General features: G+C 38.5%; 17 protein-coding genes. 13 read left to right on the top strand and 4 right to left on the bottom strand.

All coding sequences use genetic code 11. The features are described from left to right. Nucleotides 1-88: 88 nt before the first annotated feature. Entirely contained in the window at nt 89-1,141 is a 1,053-nt protein-coding gene (locus ORI89_RS13215; RefSeq protein WP_268230961.1) for a hypothetical protein, read from the top strand. Between the two features lie 183 nt (nt 1,142-1,324). On the opposite strand, the gene ORI89_RS13210 is transcribed toward ORI89_RS13215, so the two are convergent. Both ORI89_RS13210 and ORI89_RS13205 read right to left on the bottom strand, forming a co-directional pair. Further along, a complete protein-coding gene (locus tag ORI89_RS13210; protein ID WP_268230960.1) occupies nt 1,325-2,515 on the bottom strand; it encodes an MFS transporter in 1,191 nt (396 codons plus the stop codon). A gap of 221 nt (nt 2,516-2,736) precedes the next feature. Further along, entirely contained in the window at nt 2,737-3,198 is a 462-nt protein-coding gene (locus tag ORI89_RS13205) for a hypothetical protein (RefSeq protein ID WP_268230959.1), read from the bottom strand. A 262-nt stretch (nt 3,199-3,460) separates the two neighbouring features. Between ORI89_RS13205 and ORI89_RS13200 the strand changes: the two genes are divergently transcribed. From ORI89_RS13200 to ORI89_RS13155, 10 genes are all read left to right on the top strand, one after another. Further along, nucleotides 3,461-4,465, top strand: coding sequence for a hypothetical protein (locus ORI89_RS13200; RefSeq protein ID WP_268230958.1), 1,005 nt, complete (start codon nt 3,461-3,463; stop codon nt 4,463-4,465). A gap of 271 nt (nt 4,466-4,736) precedes the next feature. Next, on the top strand, nt 4,737-5,315 hold the full coding sequence (locus ORI89_RS13195; RefSeq protein ID WP_268230957.1) for an RNA polymerase sigma factor: 579 nt from the start codon (nt 4,737-4,739) through the stop codon (nt 5,313-5,315). Nucleotides 5,316-5,404: 89 nt separating this feature from the next. Further along, complete coding sequence (locus tag ORI89_RS13190) at nt 5,405-6,523, top strand: FecR family protein (RefSeq protein ID WP_268230956.1); 1,119 nt, start codon at nt 5,405-5,407, stop codon at nt 6,521-6,523. Nucleotides 6,524-6,662: 139 nt separating this feature from the next. Beyond that, complete coding sequence (locus ORI89_RS13185; RefSeq protein ID WP_268230955.1) at nt 6,663-10,040, top strand: TonB-dependent receptor; 3,378 nt, start codon at nt 6,663-6,665, stop codon at nt 10,038-10,040. Between the two features lie 8 nt (nt 10,041-10,048). Next, nucleotides 10,049-11,875 (top strand): RagB/SusD family nutrient uptake outer membrane protein, encoded by a 1,827-nt coding sequence (locus ORI89_RS13180; RefSeq protein WP_268230954.1) that lies wholly within the window; start codon nt 10,049-10,051, stop codon nt 11,873-11,875. A gap of 13 nt (nt 11,876-11,888) precedes the next feature. Next, nucleotides 11,889-12,848 carry a discoidin domain-containing protein gene (locus tag ORI89_RS13175; RefSeq protein ID WP_268230953.1) on the top strand — a complete coding sequence of 320 codons (960 nt, stop codon included), beginning with the start codon at nt 11,889-11,891 and terminating at the stop codon, nt 12,846-12,848. A gap of 131 nt (nt 12,849-12,979) precedes the next feature. Next, entirely contained in the window at nt 12,980-13,855 is an 876-nt protein-coding gene (locus tag ORI89_RS13170) for a helix-turn-helix domain-containing protein (RefSeq protein ID WP_268230952.1), read from the top strand. A gap of 97 nt (nt 13,856-13,952) precedes the next feature. Then, nucleotides 13,953-15,176: a TCR/Tet family MFS transporter gene (locus tag ORI89_RS13165; protein WP_326494314.1), complete on the top strand. Its 1,224-nt coding sequence runs from the start codon at nt 13,953-13,955 to the stop codon at nt 15,174-15,176. Between the two features lie 1,134 nt (nt 15,177-16,310). Next, nucleotides 16,311-17,354, top strand: coding sequence for a hypothetical protein (locus ORI89_RS13160; protein WP_268230951.1), 1,044 nt, complete (start codon nt 16,311-16,313; stop codon nt 17,352-17,354). A gap of 9 nt (nt 17,355-17,363) precedes the next feature. Further along, entirely contained in the window at nt 17,364-17,549 is a 186-nt protein-coding gene (locus ORI89_RS13155; RefSeq protein WP_268230950.1) for a hypothetical protein, read from the top strand. A gap of 61 nt (nt 17,550-17,610) precedes the next feature. Here ORI89_RS13155 and ORI89_RS13150 read toward each other — a convergent pair whose 3' ends face one another. Next, nucleotides 17,611-17,922, bottom strand: a complete 312-nt coding sequence (locus ORI89_RS13150) for a hypothetical protein (RefSeq protein ID WP_268230949.1) — start codon at nt 17,920-17,922, stop codon at nt 17,611-17,613. Between the two features lie 11 nt (nt 17,923-17,933). Further along, on the bottom strand, nt 17,934-18,416 hold the full coding sequence (locus ORI89_RS13145) for a MauE/DoxX family redox-associated membrane protein (RefSeq protein ID WP_268230948.1): 483 nt from the start codon (nt 18,414-18,416) through the stop codon (nt 17,934-17,936). Nucleotides 18,417-18,760: 344 nt separating this feature from the next. Between ORI89_RS13145 and ORI89_RS13140 the strand changes: the two genes are divergently transcribed. Then, entirely contained in the window at nt 18,761-19,336 is a 576-nt protein-coding gene (locus tag ORI89_RS13140; RefSeq protein WP_268230947.1) for an RNA polymerase sigma factor, read from the top strand. Nucleotides 19,337-19,356: 20 nt separating this feature from the next. Further along, nucleotides 19,357-20,652 carry a FecR domain-containing protein gene (locus ORI89_RS13135; protein WP_268230946.1) on the top strand — a complete coding sequence of 432 codons (1,296 nt, stop codon included), beginning with the start codon at nt 19,357-19,359 and terminating at the stop codon, nt 20,650-20,652. Nucleotides 20,653-20,688: the final 36 nt, after the last annotated feature.

Below are 20,688 nucleotides of genomic sequence, written 5' to 3'. Positions count from 1 at the left end.
GTTTGTTTTAAGTGTCTGTAAACTAGTTTTTTAATATGGGATATAATCGGTATCTTTAATGTTCCAATATATAAACAGTAAACAGATTATGGAGAAAACACAGAGATTGATATCTATGGTTAGACCATGGGTGCTTTATTTTGGACCTTTTTTTCTACTTTTTTTTGCGGCTACTTTCATGAGCTATTGGCCAGCTCTCCAAGGAGCGGCTGATGATCTTTATGACATTTACTTAAGGGAAGCCTTTTTCAATGCTCTTTTAGTGAACGCTATTATTACCGTACTTTTCAGTGGTGTGGTTTTTATATTCGTATATTTTAGATATACTACAACTCAGCAAAAACCGCCTTGGATTTGGACATATATGCTTTATGCGTTCATCCTACTTTTTTATAGCTGGCAATTTTTAATTGATCTTACCGATGATCTTTCCAGATCAGGTGGTTCTTTTTATGCTGCGTTTTCCGACTTACCTATAGATCCTGTCCTTTATGAATTAGGTCGTTTAAGGGATGCCCGCTACTTTTTTCTTATAATTACTGTGGGGTTAATACTTTTACTCTTATATAAGCCACTTTACAATCACTTTTGTGCTGTATTTATACCTAATAATTATATGCAGAAAGCTTCTTTTCTGTCGGAGACTGATCAAGAAGATACCTTAAAGTCGGAAAGTAAGAATCAGGAAGAGAGTATGGATGACTTTGTCGATAGGGCAGAGAAAATGGCTAATACTTTTGCAGACCCTGTCCTGAACGAGAAAGTAGCTTCTGTTGAAATCGATTTTTTCTCATTTGTCTATGGCGAGGGCTTTGACTATGTTATCATCAATGAGGGATACACCGTACCTTATTTGATGGATGATGAAGAAGAAATTGATGATATGTATGGTGGTATCTTCATACATGTCAATAAAAACTTGTACATACGATTTGATCATATCGTGATGGTTGACATGAATGAGCTATATGTTATGATATCGCCTGAATTGGAAGGTATTTATCAGAAGGTTAACAACAAGCGGGTGAAAGAAAAAATAGCTTCCTATCGTTATAAACCCAATTCTCCTACATTATTTAAGATACATCCGCAACTTGTTGCAAAGTTAGAACAAAAGTTAAATAGACGATCTAAACGATAGTAAACCTTTTAAAGGGTAGAAATTAAAACTTGTGTTCGACATATTGTTCATCAGATATAGACATAGGGTATCTTTCTCTATATCTGGTGGAATAGATGTTTCATGGTAGGCTGAATCTGAAATTTGCGGTAGATGATATACTTCAAACAGTCTAACTGGCATTTACTTGTAGTGCAGATGGTTTTACATACTTTTTATTCGTCTATTTCCGACTATATGTACTAAAAACATGATTACTGTAATTATACCCCCGCCATATGAAACTCCGTGCCACCCATAATAAAACCAAAGGTACCCTCCCAACATGGTGCCTAAAGCTCCTCCAATAAAGTACATAACCATATACACTGTATTTATCTGATTACGATCTGCAGGATTTCCTTCGAAAATAATTGTTTGATTGGTAATATGTACCGACTGAACGCCCCAATCTAAAAGGAATGCGCCGATTATGAGCCCGACAATACTTGCTGTTGAAAAGCCAATAACAGCCCAAGATAGTAAGATAATGAGTATTCCTATTGAAATAAGCCTGTTTTTATTCATTTTATCACTTAGTTTTCCAACCCATGACGCCACAATTGCGCCAGCTATTCCTACAAGTCCCATTGCTCCGGCAATATCGCTACCAAAATAAAAAGGAGGAGATTCAAGCAGGAATACTAAAGTTGTCCAAAAAATACTGAAACCAGCAAAGTCTAGTGCACCTCTAAAACTTGCGAGACGGAGTTTAGGCTGCGAGCGGAACTTTTGTAAAATGGATTTTAGTAAAGAGATATAGTTGCCTGTAAAGTCTGGTTGTATTTGTGGGAGAGACTTGTTTAAAAATATAAACAATATGGACATCATTCCTGCTGCTAAGAAAAACATAGCCTGCCATCCCAAATATATGCCAATAAAACCGCTGAGGGTACGCGAGCCCAGAATCCCGATAAATAATCCTGTCATTACCGCTCCTATTACGGCGCCCCGGTTTTTGTTATCAGCAAGTTGTGCTGCCATAGGAATTATTAACTGGGGAACGACAGAAGTGAACCCCACAAAAAAACTTGCTATTTTTAGTTGTAACGGAGACTGTGCCCAACCTGTTGCTAAAAGTGCACATATCATAAAGAAAAACTGGGATAGAATTAGTTTTTTTCTTTCCATTTTATCACCTAATGGAACGATAATAAACAAGCCTAGTGCAAAACCGATTTGTGTCAACATCGGTACATTACTAATCTGCAATTCGGTAACACCGAATCCTGCAGCCATAAGTCCTAATAGAGGCTGGTTATAATAGTTGTTTGCAATAACTAGCCCTGTGGTGGCTGTCATTAAAAAGAGTAATTTTGAGTCTAATTTATACGAAAATATTTCTTGATCTTTCATGTGTATATAGGCGGATTTTCAACTGTTCTATGGAATATCTACATTATATTATGCCAGATTTTTTATTGTGGTGTGCATGCTAGGTTCCGGTCATTGGGGGAGGTACAATGTAATACGACAGCGTATTTTATTTAATCTCTATTAATCATTTATTTTTCAATAAGTTAATGACCCTTTACTTCGTTAGGTTATTTGTTCGGAAGAAGGCTTGAAAAGCCTCTCTACGGTTTGTCAAATAGTTTTTTAATTTCCTTATAGCTCATGTTTTTTGATATAATGCTATTATACGGGGCACTTTTATAAGCGTGATTCAATTTTATTATTGAAGGACCAACAAGCATGCTGATATGATAAATCTGCAGATAAGAGTCGCCTAGGTCTACTTTAACGGGCAGATCAGGTTTTTTTTCAAAAACATCTGTTATAATATTGAAAAGTTCATTAAAATCGTCTTCATTTTTCAATATAACTTCTGCAAGCGTTATATCATCTTCTTTATCGCTAGTGTAGTATAGTTTTATTTTTCCATCTTTTAGTTTCGATGTTCCAACTTGGTATCTTGTGTTTTTTCCTGTACGGAATATTTCACTTTCTGTTTCATTAACGACACGAACCTGAGCGTCTGCCGAAAGTGCGCATCCCATTATTAAAGCGGAGAAAAGTATGATTATGGTTTTTATCATGAGTGTTGGGGAATCTATATATTTATTTTAAGATAAATATAGGCAATAGCTATTTAAATCAACGAAATGACTTTTCATTCGTCGTCATATTTAAGGTTTTTTTTAAATTCGTTTTGTTTATGCAGGGGAGATTCTTTGGATATATTTCTTTTAAAAGTATGTATATTCGATTGCTAATCGAGTGCTTTTTCACAATATGCTGCCCTGTCTAGGGATGTATGTAATTAATGCATTATAATTAGCATATGTTTAAAGTAGAAAAATGAAAACAACAACTTTTATTATCTTTTTAGCCTTTCTTTCTTTATTAGTAAGGTCGCAGGAACGCCAATATTATGAATTTGTGTGGAATGGCTTGTATGGGGTTACCGATGTCAAGGGAAAAGAAACCCTAGAGCCTTCTTATGAAGAGAAAGTGGCGTGTATTCATGATAGGTCGCCTTATCTTGCCCTAAGCAGTAAAGACAAGAGCGCATATATTATTCATACGGTTACGGGGGAAAGAGAAATTTTAAACTTGCTGGACAACCGTTTACTAAGCATTGGAAACGACGACTATATGTATGCTCATCTAGATGACAAGTCTTTTTTGATAAATAACTTTGATTTAGAAAATAGAAAACTACTACCCAAGAAGTATGAAGAAGTCCAGCTTTTCGGTGATTACTTAGTCGGCATAACAAAAGATGAGATCAACGAATTTACTGTAGATGTTCTTTCGAAGGTAGATTTTGAAATAAAACGAGTAGAGCAAAAGGTTATTGATTTTAAGTACTATAGGCAATCGGCGGGAGGTCATATTTACTTAATTACTAAGCATGATACCACTATTGTATACGATGATAATCTACAGCAAATTGCGAGCACCACTGACAAGCTCATTGATTTTGCAAGTATTCAAGACTATCTTTCGCTTAAGTTGAATATAAATATCGTTGATCGTGATGGGCGTATGGAGGGAGCGATGACGGGCTCGTTGCCTGGTGTGCCGCTTATCCGTCCGAGCACTACAGTAGATGAAGGAGAATATGTTACGTATGACATTTTGCAGTCAGCAGATGACTATATCCCCTTTTTTAGAATAAAAAGTGATAGAAGCCGATTTTATCAACCTATGACAGAGAGGGGTGAAGATAAGTTTGAGGGATGGAGTAGGAAAGGGGCTGGCGTAGCGCTCCAATTTTTTTTTCATATTGATGTGAAACAAAAAGCTATTCTTTTACCTCAAAGATATTGGTCAGAAATAGATCTACAGCTGCTTCTGTAGAAGCAAAACTTGTTACATGAGATGATTTATCTGTCTATTGTGATTTTTCTTTTAGGTGTTTATTACTAACATTTATATGTTAGGTATTCGTAATGTTCTTCTAGTAAATACCTATATAGCCACATTAATCTTAAAAGATTAATTTGCACAATAAATGTTGTTATGTTACATTAAAAATATTCTTTTGGGATGAAAATGTTTATTCAATTTCATTTCCTTGCAAATAAAAATTAGATTTGGGTTATGACATAAACCACCTGTAAACTTTTCGATGAAACATAAGTCAGACATAGATTTAATGAAAGGATTGAACGAAGGCTGTGAAAAGTCATTCGAAGAAATCTATCAACGCTATTGGCTATCCATGTATAATACTGTCTTAAAGCGTACGCAAGATAGAGATATCGCTGAAGAGATAGTTCAAAGTATATTTTTGAAAGTCTGGTTTCGTCGCGCTCAAATTACGATAGAAAAAACATTTGCTCCTTATTTTGCTACTGCTGTTAAGTATCAAGTTATAAATTACTATGATAAGATCAAGCATCGTCAAAACTACCTAACGTGGCTCACTAATAATAGTCGTGATGCCCATTATAATATAGAAGAGTATTTAAACCATAGAGCATTAGAAGAGCTAATTGAGAAGACTGTACAGCTTCTACCAGAACGTTGTCAAATAGTTTTTCGTTTGCGGGTAAATGATGGGTTTTCACAACGTGAGATAGCCGAGGAACTTGTAATCTCAGAAAAAACAGTCGAAGCTCATCTCTCTAAAGCGAGGAAACATTTGCGTAAAGTTTTGATTGGCTCCGGAGTCTTAGAGAGTTTACTCATTTTCTTAAAATTGTAAATAAAATATTTTTTTTCAATTACTGTAAGGGATAAGTCTTTTTCAACTGATTATATATGTAGTTGACCACAGAGTCAATTCTAAATTTGATGAAAAAGATAACTAAGGAACGCCTAGAGCAGCTATCAAAGAAATGGCTTGATAAAACAATCACGGAAGAAGAAATGTGGGAGTTCGAGTCTTGGTACGCTTCATTTGACGATTTTTCATTTGACGAATTTAGTGAGGAAGAAGCAGAGGAGTTAGGGCAGCGAATGTTTAAGCGTTTGTCATCCCTCTCAATTGATCCGCCCATTCAGAAGTCTCGTATAGTTCATTGGCGAGCTAATATTTTTAAGTATGTGGCTGCGGTATTACTTCTTACTTTCTCATTATATTGGTATTACGATAATTTTTATAACCGAATAGCTCCAGGAGGTAACAAGCTTTTTGTTTATAGCCCTTCCGGTACTAAATATAATTTAACAGATGTCGGTGTAGGTGAGCAATTCAAGTTAGGTACTTCATCATTCAAAAAGCTTGATTCCACTACCTTGATGATGCAACCTTTAGTTTCGACTTTAGAACCAGTCGAATATACTACAATTATTACCCCTCGGGGGGGCGAATATAAAGTAATGCTGACTGACGGTACAATTGTTTGGTTAAACGCAGACTCCAAGATAGAGATTCCGTCTCGTTTCGATGATTCTATAAGGCATGTCCGTTTACGAGGGGAAGCTTTTTTTGAAGTAGCTCATAAGGCTCAATCACGTTTTGTAGTGGAAACCGACTATGAAAAGATCACTGTTTTCGGGACTAAATTTAATGTCCTTGCTTATGCAAATATCAGACAATCGCAAACCTCATTAACTGAAGGTAGTGTAGAGGTTAAATCGACAATATCTGCGGACAAAGTGATGCTTAAGCCTGGGTATAGATCTTTAAATAGTGGTCGTGGAGTGTCTGTGGCTACCTTTGATCCCGATGAAGTATTGGCCTGGAAAAATGGAGAATTTATGTTTAATGGTTTGGAACTACAGGAGGCCTTACATAGATTGTCTCGTTGGTATGACGTAGACTTTGTCTTTGAATCTAATAATAAGAAGCAAAAGTTGGTTTGGGGAACCTTGTCTAAATTCGAGGAGTTTAAGGATGCTCTTCTTGTTCTAGAAGGAGCAAATATAGCCAAGTTTAAAGTAGAAGGAAGGAGGGTTATAGTGAAATAACGTGGGAGAATAAAAAGCCAGAGAAGTACCAGTTCTCCGGCTAATTTAAAATAGTTAACTAATATCAATTAATTAAATCTTACCAAAGATAATGAATAATCTAAAAATTATCTATAAGTCTCTGATACGAAAGAGATTTATGAAAGCAGATTGTCATATGGCTATGCCATTGCTTATTGTGTCAATTATGTTGACACAACTTACTGCGTCAGCGAAAGCACAAGTATTCACTATTAGCAAAAAGGAAACGACTTTAGTCGAGTTCTTTAAAGAGGTGAAGAAACAAACAGGCTATAACACAATCGGGGAAGCCTCCCTTATTCAGAATGTATCTATCGGCAATATCGATTTTAAAAACACAAATCTAGAGGATGGACTTACTGAGGTTTTAAAGCCTTTGAATCTTACGTATACTATTAGTAAGAAAACTATTCTTGTCAAAGAACTGTCTCCATCTTCTAGTCCTTCGAAACCCATTCATAGGGCCCCTACTGTAGATAAAGCTGTAAAGGCGCTGCAAGAAAAAATAGAGGTGACCGGTATTATTGTCGACTCTTTGAATAACCCTTTGTCGGGAGTGTCAGTAAGTATAAAAGGAAAATCAGGAGGTACGGTTACTGATCAAAATGGGCGATATATTTTTGAAACGTATCCAGGAGAAACCTTTATATTTAAATACATTGGTTTCATAACAATGGAGGTAGAAAATGTTCGTGATCGGCGGTTAAATGTGACGCTTCAGTACGATAGTCAAGGTTTGGAAGAAGTCGTTGTTGTGGGATATGGAATACAAAAAAAAGCAAGCAATGTGGGGTCTCAGGCAACTATAAAACGCGAAGAGTTAAAAGTTCCGGTTGCTAACTTATCCACGGCTATTGCTGGTCGTTTAGCGGGCGTAGTAGCGACTCAACGTTCGGGAGGTCCAGGGTCTGGAGGGGCTAATCTATTTGTCCGAGGTGTTTCTACATTTGCAAGTTCTCCCCAATCACCATTATTGATTGTAGACGGTGTGCCTGATCGTGATATCAATAATATCGACCCAGAAGATGTCGAAAGCTTCACAATTTTAAAAGATGCAACAGCCACTGCAGTTTATGGTACGCGTGGCGCAAACGGAGTTATCATTATTAATACGAGGAAGGGTAAAGCTGGTAAACCAACAATATCTGCCGAGTTGCAAAATGGGATAACCGGTTTTACGTATTTGCCAAAATTTATTGATGGTCCGACATTTATGCAATTGTTCAATGAAGGATTAGAAATGCGTGGCAAACAGGCTTTCTATTCTCCCGAACGTATCGAATTACACAAAAGTGGTGTGGATCCCGATTTGTATCCAAATGTCGATTGGTACGATGCATTATTTAATAATCATGCAGGAAGCAATCGCGCAAACCTAAATATTATAGGAGGTGCAGATATTGCTCAATATTATCTTTCATTAGGTTATTATAGAGAAACAGGTCAATTTAAAACAGAAGATATTGAGTCTTACAACTCAGAGTTAAAAGAAGATCGTTTTAACTTTACAAGTAATCTCACTATTAATATAACTCCCAAAACTAAGATTGACTTTGGGTTGAATGGATATCTAAAGAATTTTAACCAACCGTCTTGGGGTAGGGATAATATATTTGCTGCAGCCTCAATGGCAGCACCGCATGTAATGCCTATACAGTATTCTGATGGTTCCTGGCCTATGGTTAAAGGTGCGACGGAAAACCCGTATAAAGCTTTAACTCAATCGGGTGTTAGTAGTATTTATAATAACGTAGTTAGGTCTAATTTACGTCTAACTCAGCGGTTAGACATGATAACCGAGGGATTGAGTACCTCAGGGTTGTTTGCCTTTGATGCAGCACTTTATTCAGAGTTAATACGATCGAGAACTCTCCCTTCTTATTACGCAGAAGGACGTGACGAGCAAGGTAATCTTATCCTTACAAATACGCAAACAGGTTCGCCTGATCTATCTTTTGGCTTATCCCGAGGAACATCAAGAAGGTTATATTCTGAAGCTTCTTTAAATTATAACCGTGAATTTGGTGCTCACGATGTTTCAGGTCTACTTTTATTCAATCAGTCTGATTATACTGATTCTGGTAAAGATGTAGACACATATAAAAAAGCAATTCCCTATCGCCAACGAAATGTTGTAGGGCGAGCCACTTATGCGTACGATCGTAAATATCTGTTCGAGACTAACTTTTCATATTCAGGCTCAGACAACTTTACTCCGAATAATCGCTACGGTTTATTCTCTTCTGTTGGTTTAGGTTGGGTCGTTTCAAATGAAGCCTTTTTTGATCCAATTAAAGACGTAATGAATCACTTTAAATTACGGTATTCTTATGGTTCGTCTGGAAATGCAAGTCTAGAAGATCCTAATAAGAGATTCATGTACTTAACGCAATTTAACTCAGGAGGCGGAAGCTATTATTTTGGTCTGCCGGGTTCTCAGCGAGGATATACAGGGTATATTGAAAGCTTAATGCGCGGGGATGTGACATGGGAAACTTCATACCGACACAACATTGGTATTGAAATGAATTTCTTAAATAATGAGTTACAATTTATTGCAGAATTGTTTAAAGAAGACCGTGAAGGTATTTTACTTCAAGGTTTAGATATTCCTTATGTGTCGGGTTTCAATTCCTCTAATGTCCCTTTTAAAAACATGGGCGAAACGACCAATAAAGGAATAGATTTAACGCTAGAATATAATAAGCAAATGCGGAATGGGTTTATAATGGCTCGTGGAACGATGAACTATAATTCGAATAAAATAGTTCAAGATAATTTACCTCCTTGGGCATTTCCTTACTTAGACCGCGAGGGACATCGTATTTCTCAGCGTTTCGGTTATATAGCAACCGGATTATTTAAAACAGAAGAAGAAATTGCCAATTCTGCAACGCAAGCTGGAGATGTACGTGTTGGAGATATACGTTATAAAGATTTGAACGGCGATGGTATCATCAACTCTAACGATCAAACAGCTATTGGTTATGGAGCGACTCCTTTATTAACTTATGGAATAACATTAGGTGGTGGTTATAAAGGTTTTGATCTAAGTTTATTCTTCCAAGGGGCTGGACTAGTGGACATGAATTATGCGTCTGGTTATGCTACGACACCTTTCTCGCAAGGTGCAACATACGGCAATATGTATACTACTGTATTAGACCGTTGGGACCCAAATAACCCAGATAAACAAGCACTATATCCACGTTTATCGACCAATGAAACTGTCACAACAAATTATTACCAAAGTACTTGGTGGATGAAACGTTCAGATTATATCCGATTAAAACAAGCCGAATTTGGTTACAACTTTACAGAAAAAGGATGGCTAGATAAAGTAGGCATGAGCAAACTAAGAATATACTTAAACGGCACGAATCTGTTTACTATTTCTAAATGGGACTTTTGGGACCCCGAGTTAGGAGATGGACGTGGTCTGGTATATCCCAATTTACGGGTTTATAACGTTGGTTTAAGAATGAACTTTAAATAAGAATTACTATGAATTTTAAATACAAAAAGATAAAGGTTGTTCTAGTAGCAGCTATGGCAGTAATGACATTCGACAGTTGTAACGATTCTTTTTTCGATGCTCAGCCCGATAATTTATTAAATATTGAAACCATATTCTCAAATCGTGCTCAAACTGAGGCGTATTGGGGAGGGTTGTATGCTATGATTCCTGATATTTGGAATCAGCCGTATAGCTTTTATTATTCAGCTATAAGTGACGAAATGGATATTTCAAACTGGCAAGAGTTTCCACATAATTCGGGAGCTTTATCAGCAGATAACGTGAATACTTCATATGTTGATTTTTATAGCAAGATCAGACAATGTGGTATTTTTATTAACAATGTTGATAAATCCAAAGAATTATTAGAAGCTGAAAATGGAGCTACTTTAGTGAAGCAATATAAAGCTGAAGCGAAGTTCTTACGGGCTTATTACTACTGGTCGGTGATGAAAATGCATGGTCCTGTTGTTATTATGCCTATAGATTCAGATGATGCTGGAGGCATCAATTATCAAATACCAAGAAGCTCTTGGGACGAATGTGTAGAGTTTGTTCTAGCACAAATTGATGAAGCTATTACAGATTTGCCTGCGGAACATTACCAAGGCACTACTACTACAGTGGATGGCACACAGCTTGGTCGTATAAATAAAATGGTTGCAGAAGCTGTTAAGTCTGAGATTACTTTGTTCAGTGCTAGTCCGTTATACAATGGAAATACGGACATGGCAAATTGGAGAAACTATGATGGAAAGCAATTGATCAATGCTACTTATGAAGCCTCAAAATGGGAAACTGCTGCAAAACAAGCCAAAAAGGCCATTGATATTGCAGAAGCCAATGGTAAAAAACTATATGTCAAACAGGGTAGTGATGCTTTTGAAACAGCTTTTCTTTCTACACGGGATGTATTTTGGGATGGTTATCAAACAGAGGGAGTTTGGATACGCCCATCAACAGATAGAAACCAATGGGAAGTGCACGCTTCTCCTAGAGCTATAACGGGCACTCCCTATAATGGTTTGGCTGCTTTGCAAGAATTGGTTGATGATTTTCGGATGGAGGATGGATTAACGATTAATCAATTTCCTGGCTATAGCGAGACGACGTATACAAGTGAAGGAAGTAAATATTATGTTTCAGGAACCAATAATATGTATACGAAGCGTGAGCCCCGTTTTTATGCTTATATCACTTTCAACGGCTCGATTATTCCAGGCGCACCAAAATCAGGGATGACAGCAGTAGAGTTTTTTTCAACAGGTAATTCAGGGAAAAACGGAGCGCCTCGAGATTGGCCTAAATCAGGTTATACTGCACGAAAAAATATTCATCCTACTTACAGTGTGACGCCTTCAGTAACAGTCAACCGTTCGGCTATGCTGATTCGTTTGTCTGAATTATATTTAAACTATGCAGAGGCTTTAAACGAATCTCAGCCCAACCATGCTGATGTGTTGAAATATCTAAACGCAATTCGGACAAGAGGAGGTTTACCAGCACTTACTTCTGGAAATCAAGCTCAAATACGCGATGCTATTCGTAGAGAAAGAAGAGTTGAACTGGTGTTTGAAGGAAAACGATATTTTGATGTTAGACGTTGGAAAGTAGCTGACCAAGATGGCTATCGCCAGGGAGGTGCGTTCTATGGTATGGACATGTCGAAAGGATCTTCTTTAAGCGATCCTAACTTCCACAAACGTGTTGTGGCAGTGCAACGTGCAGAATGGAATAATAAAAATTATTTTATGCCTTGGCATCAAATGGAAATTGATCGTAACAAACAATTGGTACAAATTCCGGGCTATTAATCTTTTAAGAATTATGAATATTATAAATAAATCGTTAATTGCTGTTGTTATAAGCGTATTTGTTTTTGCTTCTTGTGAAAAAGAAACACCTGAATACGAGAAAAAAAATAACACTAAAGACCAAGCATGGCTAAACGTGCAAAAAGCTACAAATGGTATTCAGGAGCTTACTTTGTTTCCAGTTGTAAATGAAAGGCATGATGTATTTAATGTAAATTATGGAGGCGTGGGCTATCCTGCTGAAGATATCAATGTTTCTTTCGCTTTTGACCAAAATGTTTTAGACAGTTTAAATAAAATTCGCAGGAATGCTGGGGCTGAGCCTTTACTTCCATTCCCAGCAGGAAGTTATAACTTAGACCATACATCCACTACTATAAAGTCAGGGAGCACAAGCTCGGGATATATTACTTTAACTTATGATCCGTCTAAATTTGATCTATCAAAAGAATATATGTTGTCACTAAAAGCAACAAATAGTCAAGGATACATTTTTCGGGAGGGACATAGTACGGTGCTTTATTCGGCGGCCGTCGTGGAAAAGCTACATGCTAAAGCTGGATGGACAGCAACAGTTTCATCAATTCATACAGGAGAATCAACCGGCACACCTACTGCATTAATCGATGGAAATACATCAACATTTTGGCATACGCCTTATGATGCAAACGCACCTAAATTTCCGCATTGGGCAGAAGTGGATTTTGGTAAAGAGATCTATGCCACTCAAATTGGTTTGACTCGTCGTCAAAATAATACAACCGGCTTTAAGACTTTTGATATACAGGGTACTAAAGATGGCACTACGTGGGAAACAATTGTTGAAAATGGTGTAATGGATCAAACTGAGTTAGATATGCAGAAATTTTCTATTAGTCCTCAATATTTAAAGAAAATAAAAATTACTATGAAAGATAATTTTGGAGGTCAAGTTTATACACACCTTGCCGAAATAGATGTATTAGGTTATTAGTCCACTTTTATATGTGCCCCAAATTATTTTGGGGCACATCTTAGTATAATCGAGGAATTATTTGCCAATCGTTACACATTATTATTAGCTGTGTTCTTTTAATAAATGCCCGTTTTTTTAGAAATTTGAATATGGCATTATTGATCACGTTGGAAAATATCCATAAACTCTATAGTATAGACCGTTCGAGTAAAACGGAAGGGTTGGTTATTTTGCATCAGTCTAATCACTCTGAACAAAGTTACAATAGCCACAGTCGGCTATTTGATGGTCTGCTGTTGGCATTTATGGTGAAAGGTACAATGAAAGCTCGTATACATTTTTTAGAGTACACCATTAGTGCAGGAGATATCGCCGTATTGCAACCTCAGCTCATGATTGAGACCGAGGAGCTGAGTGCTGATGCAGAGATTGTAAGTATTGGACTTTCCTTAGATTTTCTAACCAATCTGCCAGTCCTACGTGATTTTGTCATGAACGATCAGATTCGATGGCAACCTGTTGTAAGGCTTGATCCAGAAGAAGTCAAGTTACAGACTGAGCTGGTAGGATTGCTCCAGGGATTCTATAATAAGCAGCATAGCCATAAAAAAATGGAAATGTTGCAACATCTGGTAGCGGTGCTGATGTGTATGATTGCCGAAAAATATACGGGCTCCATACCCAAGAACAATACCGTCAAAAATCGCACGCATGAGATCATCGATGATTTTTATACGCTGATCTCAAAGTATGCACACCAAGAGCGTAGTGTAAAGTTCTATGCCGAAAAGTTAAATCTTACTCCGCAATACTTAACCTCCTTTTTAAAACAAAATACGGGAAGATCAGTCTTGCAGTGGATTGATCACATCATGATCATTCATGCCAAAACTCTACTAAAATCCTCTGATCTGTCCATAAAGCAGATAAGTGCCGAACTGAATTTTGGAGACACAAGTCTGTTTTCTAGATTTTTTAAACGTATCGCCGGAGTTTCCCCCATGGCTTATAGAAATGGAGTGTAGCCGATCAAATTAACAATGTTGCCTTCATCTTACAAATGGGATGAAGTCACCAAGAAATTGACAAAAAAGCCTAGTCGATGCTGTTTACTTTTACAGCATGAAAAAATCACAAAAAGAAGCCGCCATTAGCTTCATATTTATCACGCTGTTGCTTGATATTATAGGGTGGGGTATTATACTGCCAGTCGTACCTAAGCTTATCAAAGAATTGATCCATAGTGATATTAGTGATGCCGCCATCTATGGCGGATGGTTAGCTTTTGCATATGCATTTACACAGTTTTTATGTTCTCCTATTATAGGCAATCTCAGCGACCGGTATGGCAGGCGCCCCATCATTTTACTCTCTCTTTTTGGCTTTGCCATAGATTATATTTTTCTTGCGCTTGCACCTACTATAGGTTGGCTGTTTTTAGGGCGGATTATTGCAGGGGTGACCGGAGCCAGCATGTCTACTGCTACTGCCTATATTGCGGATATATCGACCGATGAAAATAGAGCGAAGAATTTTGGAATGATAGGGGCAGCAATGGGGCTGGGGTTTATAATAGGGCCAGTGATAGGCGGGTTATTAGGGCAATATGGAGCGAGAGTTCCGTTCTATATGGCTGCTGCGCTATGCTTTCTAAATTTTCTGTATGGCTACTTCGTCCTGCCCGAGAGTTTGAATGCTGCAAATCGACGCACATTTGATTGGAAGCGGGCCAATCCTCTAGGTTCATTTAAGTTCTTACGTCGACATCCACAGATATCGGGACTGGTTATCGCGTTGTTCCTCACTTATATTGCATTGCACGCTGTACAGAGCAACTGGCATTTTTTTACGATGTACCAGTTTAATTGGACAGAGCGTGTCGTAGGTCTTTCGTTAGGTCTGTTGGGCTTGTTGTTGGGGTTGGTTCAAGGTGTCCTAATCCGCTGGACGATTCCAAAGCTAGGCGAGCGAGCAAACATTTATTACGGACTATTATTTTATGCCTTTGGTTTGCTTCTGTTCTCATTTGCTACGCAGGGCTGGATGATGTTAGTCTTTCTCATACCTTATAGTTTAGGAGGCATCTGCGGGCCTGCTCTTCAATCTGTTATTTCTAAAAGTGTGCCTGCAAACGAACAAGGAGAACTTCAGGGCGCACTTACGAGTTTAATGAGTGCTACCTCGATGATAGGCCCTCCCGTGATGACCAATTTATTTTACTACTTTACGTATGAGGGTGCACCTTTTAAGTTTTCAGGAGCCCCATTTTTCCTAGGGTTTGTATTGACAGCGATTAGTGGAGTTATTGTATACGTTGTATTTCAGGCCAAGAATAAGATTTTGTAATCCTTTGTATATAAGCGATGTGTTGCTGTTGAAATGCATTTTTCTCTCTTGGTATTATGCGGATACAGCTATTTTATGATGAGACAAAGCCGTTGTAGTTTTTGGATGAGTTGGCTAGTTTAATCCATAAAGTATCTCATCTGATGATTAATGATTCTTACATAGCCATGATGTCCTATGTTTTTAGTGCAACAGCATATTCATTGGGTTCAACCGTTGTATATTTCACGCTTAAAGCTTACTTCTTAAGACGTAAGCTCACATCTTAGAAAGCTATGTGTAGTAAACGAACAGCGACTGTGATAGACTTTATTACTAGCTCCAAAAACCTGCTCATATATACAGCCTACAGCTATGTTTTGGTAGTATAAATAGCCGCTAATGCTGAGAATCTGGCCATTCGCGTGACATACATAGCGACTAGCGCAACATACATAGCACATTTCGCAATTACATGACCTTGTTGTAATATGTAAATCAGACTATGTATGTTGTTTTTGCCGTCAATGTTATTTACATAGAGCTTGTTGTCTTGATGTTTGTGGGTTGGTGTAATTACAAAAACGGCCAAACATTGCAAAATGGGGCAAAGAATTGTTCATTGAGGGCTAAGTATGTTTACTTAGCAGACAAAATAGTATACTTAGGCGGCTAAGTCATTGTACTCGGCCGTTCATGTAAAGGCCTTACTCTTCATGTATGTATTCAAAATGGACAATTTAGTAGAGATAACCTCTTTTTAAGTCTGTTTTATGATGCAATACTCGTTGAGTGATGGCTGAAAAGTATGTCGCTATTGTTGATCGATAGGATCTTTTAGGCTCATCCTTGGGTTGTTGCTGGGTGGTGGTAGTGTTAAGCAAGGGCTTGCTGTATTCAGACCCTCACTTTCTTTTATTAGTGATTATGGCAAGTAGTTTAGCAAGTTTTTTAACAGCTACGGTAGCTCCCTCAATAGTTCCTTTTTTTACTATAAAATCCGGGGGGATGTGAAGTATAATATGCAAATAGCTTTTGTTGATGATGTAGTGCTCATTTAAGGAACTTATTTTAATTTTTTGATGCTAAAATATTTGGTAATTTGTTTTTTGTTTACTATCTTAGTGTTACTAATTATAAATAAATCAGTTAATTATGTCTAAGGATAGCAAGCAATCTGCAGATCGTGGCTCTGCAGGAAAGCCCGATATTCCGCACCGTAAGAACGACGAGTTGTTGAAAGGCATCTTTAAAGAGAACTTTCCCGATTTTCTGCGTTTTATGTATGCGGAAGCCGATCAGCTGTTCGATTTTCCTAAAGGTATCACCTTTCTGGATAAAGAGCTTTTAAAGATTATCCCCGATCGGGATCGCAAGAGCAACACCCGTATTGCCGATCTGTTGGTCAAAGTTTACCTACTCGACGGTGCCGAGCGATGGCTCCTCGTGCATACCGAAATCGAGGGTGGGAGCGACCCTAACTTTTCCTTCCGTATCTTCCAGTACAACTACCGCATACTGGATCGTTACCAGGTACCTGTTGAAACTATCGCCATCTTTACGGGAGATGATAAGCAGGTTCGCCCCGGCAAGTATGTATACTATGGTATAAAAACGTCGCACCATTTTAACTATCTTTCCTACCATATTTTAGACCACGAGGAGGGAGAGCTTCTTGCTATGGACAATATCTTTGCCTATATCGTGCTGGCTTGCCGTAAAGCTTTGCTTGAAGGTAAAGTGCCTGAGGAGGAACTCGCAGCCGATCGCAGCACGATAGCCCGTACTTTGATCGATACGCAGAAATACGATAAAGATCGGATTATCAGTTTTTTAATCTTCTTGAAAAGCTTTATCTTTATCCGTGATAATGAAATAAACAGTATCTTTGATACGTATATTTATGAAGTGACAGGAGGCACTATTGACATGGGAGTATTAGAAATCGTAAAAAAACAAGAAAGAGAGTATGGCTTAGCAAAAGGTCTTGAGAAAGGTCTTGAAAAGGGCCGTATTGAAGAGCGTGCACGTGCTGAACAAGAGCTTGCGCGTGCGGAAGCCGAGAGAATAGCTAAAGAACGATCTTTTATTCGCAATATGATCAGTCAAACTGATTTTTCTGATCAGCAGATTGCCAGTATCGCCGAGACAACTGTAGCTGTGGTCGAGGGTGTTCGGGCTGAGATTGCTAAGAAGTAGAGCCTTGACATGGGAGTACTAGAAATCGTAAAAAGACAAGAAAGAGAAAAAGGCCTGCAGACTGGACTGGAAAAAGGTAAGGCTGATGGAGAAAGGGAAAAAGCTATCGCTTTAGAATTTAAGAAAATGGGCTTGCCTATTGTTGATATTACTAAAGGTACGGGTTTATCTATAGAAGAAATTGAAAAGCTCTAACGAGAGCATCAGCAAAAAATATACATGAAGGTGCCTTTTTAGACACCTTCATTGGTTTAAATTAATGCTCTAACTGACTGTGAGCTCTGTCCCCTGCAACGCCTTCTAAAACTGCATCACTAACAGTTTCTGGTGTTGCCCCATTAAGAATCTCAATAGCACAAAGATTCTTATTAAATGTCTCTTTACATTCACCACTATTTCCTGGAGGAGGTAATGGCGAGTTGTAATCAATAGTTTGCTCGTCAGTCTCGACAGCATACCATTGCGAGGCTTGGTTGTCCTCCAACCCAAACGACATTAACGATAATGATGCGATGGCTATAGCTGCTACAGCCACTGCATGTTTTAAGAAAAAAGTTTTCATTTTCATGTTGTATTAGTTTAAATTTTATAGGTTGTCTTTTGGCCGACAAGCCCTTCATTACCCGTTGCCTGGCAACAGGTATTTCGATGTGTTTTACGTTGTAAATAATAGCCCAGCACACTGAGCGCTAGAAAAAACAGGTTGAACCAAAAGTGCTGCCCCCAGCTCATTCTGCTGACGATGGAGCCACAGCCGCAGGGGAGTTTGCCCCAACCGCCCAGCAAGGCTATGCCTATATAGCCTGTAAAAGCAAGCATCAGCAGTGATGATAGTGCAAAGCTTATTAGTCGTAAGCGGCAAATGACTAGGCAAAGCGCAGTGGCGAGCTCTAAAACTGGCAAAGTATAAATGAGCACCCAGCCCAAGCTGCTGGAAAATGGTTGCCGCAGGATGCCCGCTTTGAATACTGCAAAATGAAACAGCTTATCTACGCCCACCGGTATCCAGAGGAGTAGCAGCGCGATGCTGATCAGGGTGATATGTTTGTTGGCATTGTTCATTTTTCTATTCTTTCTTGTACTGATGTGCTGTTTTGCTTATTGTTATTTTCTGCGCTACCAATTACTTACTTAAGCCCGATCTCCTAAAGGCTTTGCTTGTGTATATGCATAGGTTTATAGGGTTACTTTCTTAAGTAACTATTTGATTTTTAGATGTTTACTTTTATTTTATTTATATCTGATTCTTTCTATATCTTTGTGTTATCATTTATAAATCTTATTACTAGCTCTCTATATAATACTTGCAGAATTAGGACAATCGTACCTGCTGTAAAATGAATTAATTTATAACTCACTGGTTTATAGTTAAATAATTTTTAAGATATGTTAGATAACACGTTAGTATGGAAGAGAAAACTGAAGATTATGATAAGGCGCCTTTCCGTGCCTTGGTAAAAAGTCCGAACGAATCGTTGGAGTTAATCTATGCGCTATACGGGCGGCAACTGTATGCTTATATACGGACCTTTTTTAATGATGATACGCATTTTGTGCAAGATGTGATTTCAGAAACGTTTACCGTAATGTGGAACAAGAGGAAGAAGGTTGCCAAACTGAAAGAGCCATTCTTTTGGATGCTGCACGTAGCTAAAAATAGAGCTTTAAATATTTTAAGAGAAGAAGGTAAGCATCCATTGCAAGCTATTGATAGCTTGGATAGTTTGGAATCTGCTGAGTTTATAGACCCTGCGTCTGAACAGGAAGGAAAAGAGCTTATGGAGCAGATTTGCGAGATATGCCGAACGCAGCTAACGAGCTCCGAGCAGGAAATTTTCTATGGTTTTAAGTTTGAAGGGCTCAGCTATGAAGAATTAATGGAACGGCACGGACTGGCAAAACAAACGGTTAAAAATAAGGTAGCAGCGGCAGTAAAGAAAGTGCGCAGTGCCTTGAAGAGTATTTTACAGGTATTGGTTTAAGAAGAAAAAACGTAAATGCGATGATTTACAATAAAAAATATGTGAAAGAACTGATCAGAAAGCAGTTGATGGACGAGCTTACTGTAAAGGAACTAAAGGATTATAATGCAGCAAAAATGTTGTATACCGAAGAGGAGCTGGACCGTATGATTGCTGAAGTTTTATTGACAAACAAGGATAAACTAAAAGAGGATGAGTTAGCGAGATGGAAACCGGATTTTGAAGCGATTAGAGCAGGAAAGAAACAGCTAACCGGTAAAAAGAAGCGGAGAATGAATTTGTACTGGTGGGCCTGTGGGCTTGCGGTCTTTTGTTTGGGTGTCGGTATACTGTACCAGAACTTGAAGCCCAAGAAGGAGTTTTATTTTGTGGACGGTGCATGCGCAGGATTGTCCTTAGATACGGAGGTTCCTATCGAAGAGTCGGCTGCAACTCTGAGCTGGGGCGATTCCTCACAGATGTATGTAGATAGTGGAATGCAGGGACAATTGTTACGGGATGGCGCTTTGCAAGTGCGTAAAAAAGCAAACGGTGTATTGGAGTTGGAGCTTCTTGCGCAAGTGACTAGAAGCGAGAAGACGGAGTTGAGGGTGGCAACAGGGGCTAAGGAGCAATGTGTGCTTATGTTGCCGGACAGTACATTTGTACGCCTGCAAGCGCAAACGGTATTCCATTATCGTGCGGCCGAAAATGGCGGTACAGAACTCGCCATCAGAGGTCAAGCTTATATAAAGCGGTCTGCTAAGGAGCAGCATTCGCCATTGCTCATCCATACGTTTAATGCCAGATTGGCTTCTTTTGGTGGGGATTTTATGGTACAGGCAGAAGAGAATTGGACAAAAACGGCGTTGGGCGAAGGCCGTATGAAGCTATATGCTAACAGAGGGAATAAAGAGCAGTTATTGGATCGTTATGGCGTAGAAGCTTATGTGCTAGGTGTAAAGCATAAAATAAGTGGCGAGGAGAAAGATAGCCTTATTTATAATCCTAATAGTGGTAATTATGCAGATGCATTGCGTTGGACTAAAGCTGTTCGGGAGTTTAAGAATATACCACTAAGGGACTTTACGCAGGAAATGGGCAAGTGGTATGGTTTTGAAGTGGTAAATTATGCCTGCATTCCAGTAGGTAAAAGTATCACGACTACAATCTGTTATTGCGATGGTAAGGAAGCTGTGTTTGCAGCGATCCGGACGGCAGGTATACTGCTTTATGAAGCAGACGGCGTGATTAGTTTTTGCCCTGAAGATACGGAGACTAAAAGCCGCCGTGCGTTGGTGGATTCGGCGATGCGAACGCAGGCTCATATGAATTGATAGTTGTTAATAGTCTTTTAGGTTTGCTAGCTGTTT

The organism is Sphingobacterium sp. UT-1RO-CII-1 (genome assembly GCF_026711005.1).
Classification (GTDB): Bacteria; Bacteroidota; Bacteroidia; order Sphingobacteriales; family Sphingobacteriaceae; genus Sphingobacterium.
The sequence above is the reverse complement of the archived record's forward strand: the minus strand, read 5'-3'. Positions and strand labels throughout refer to the sequence as shown.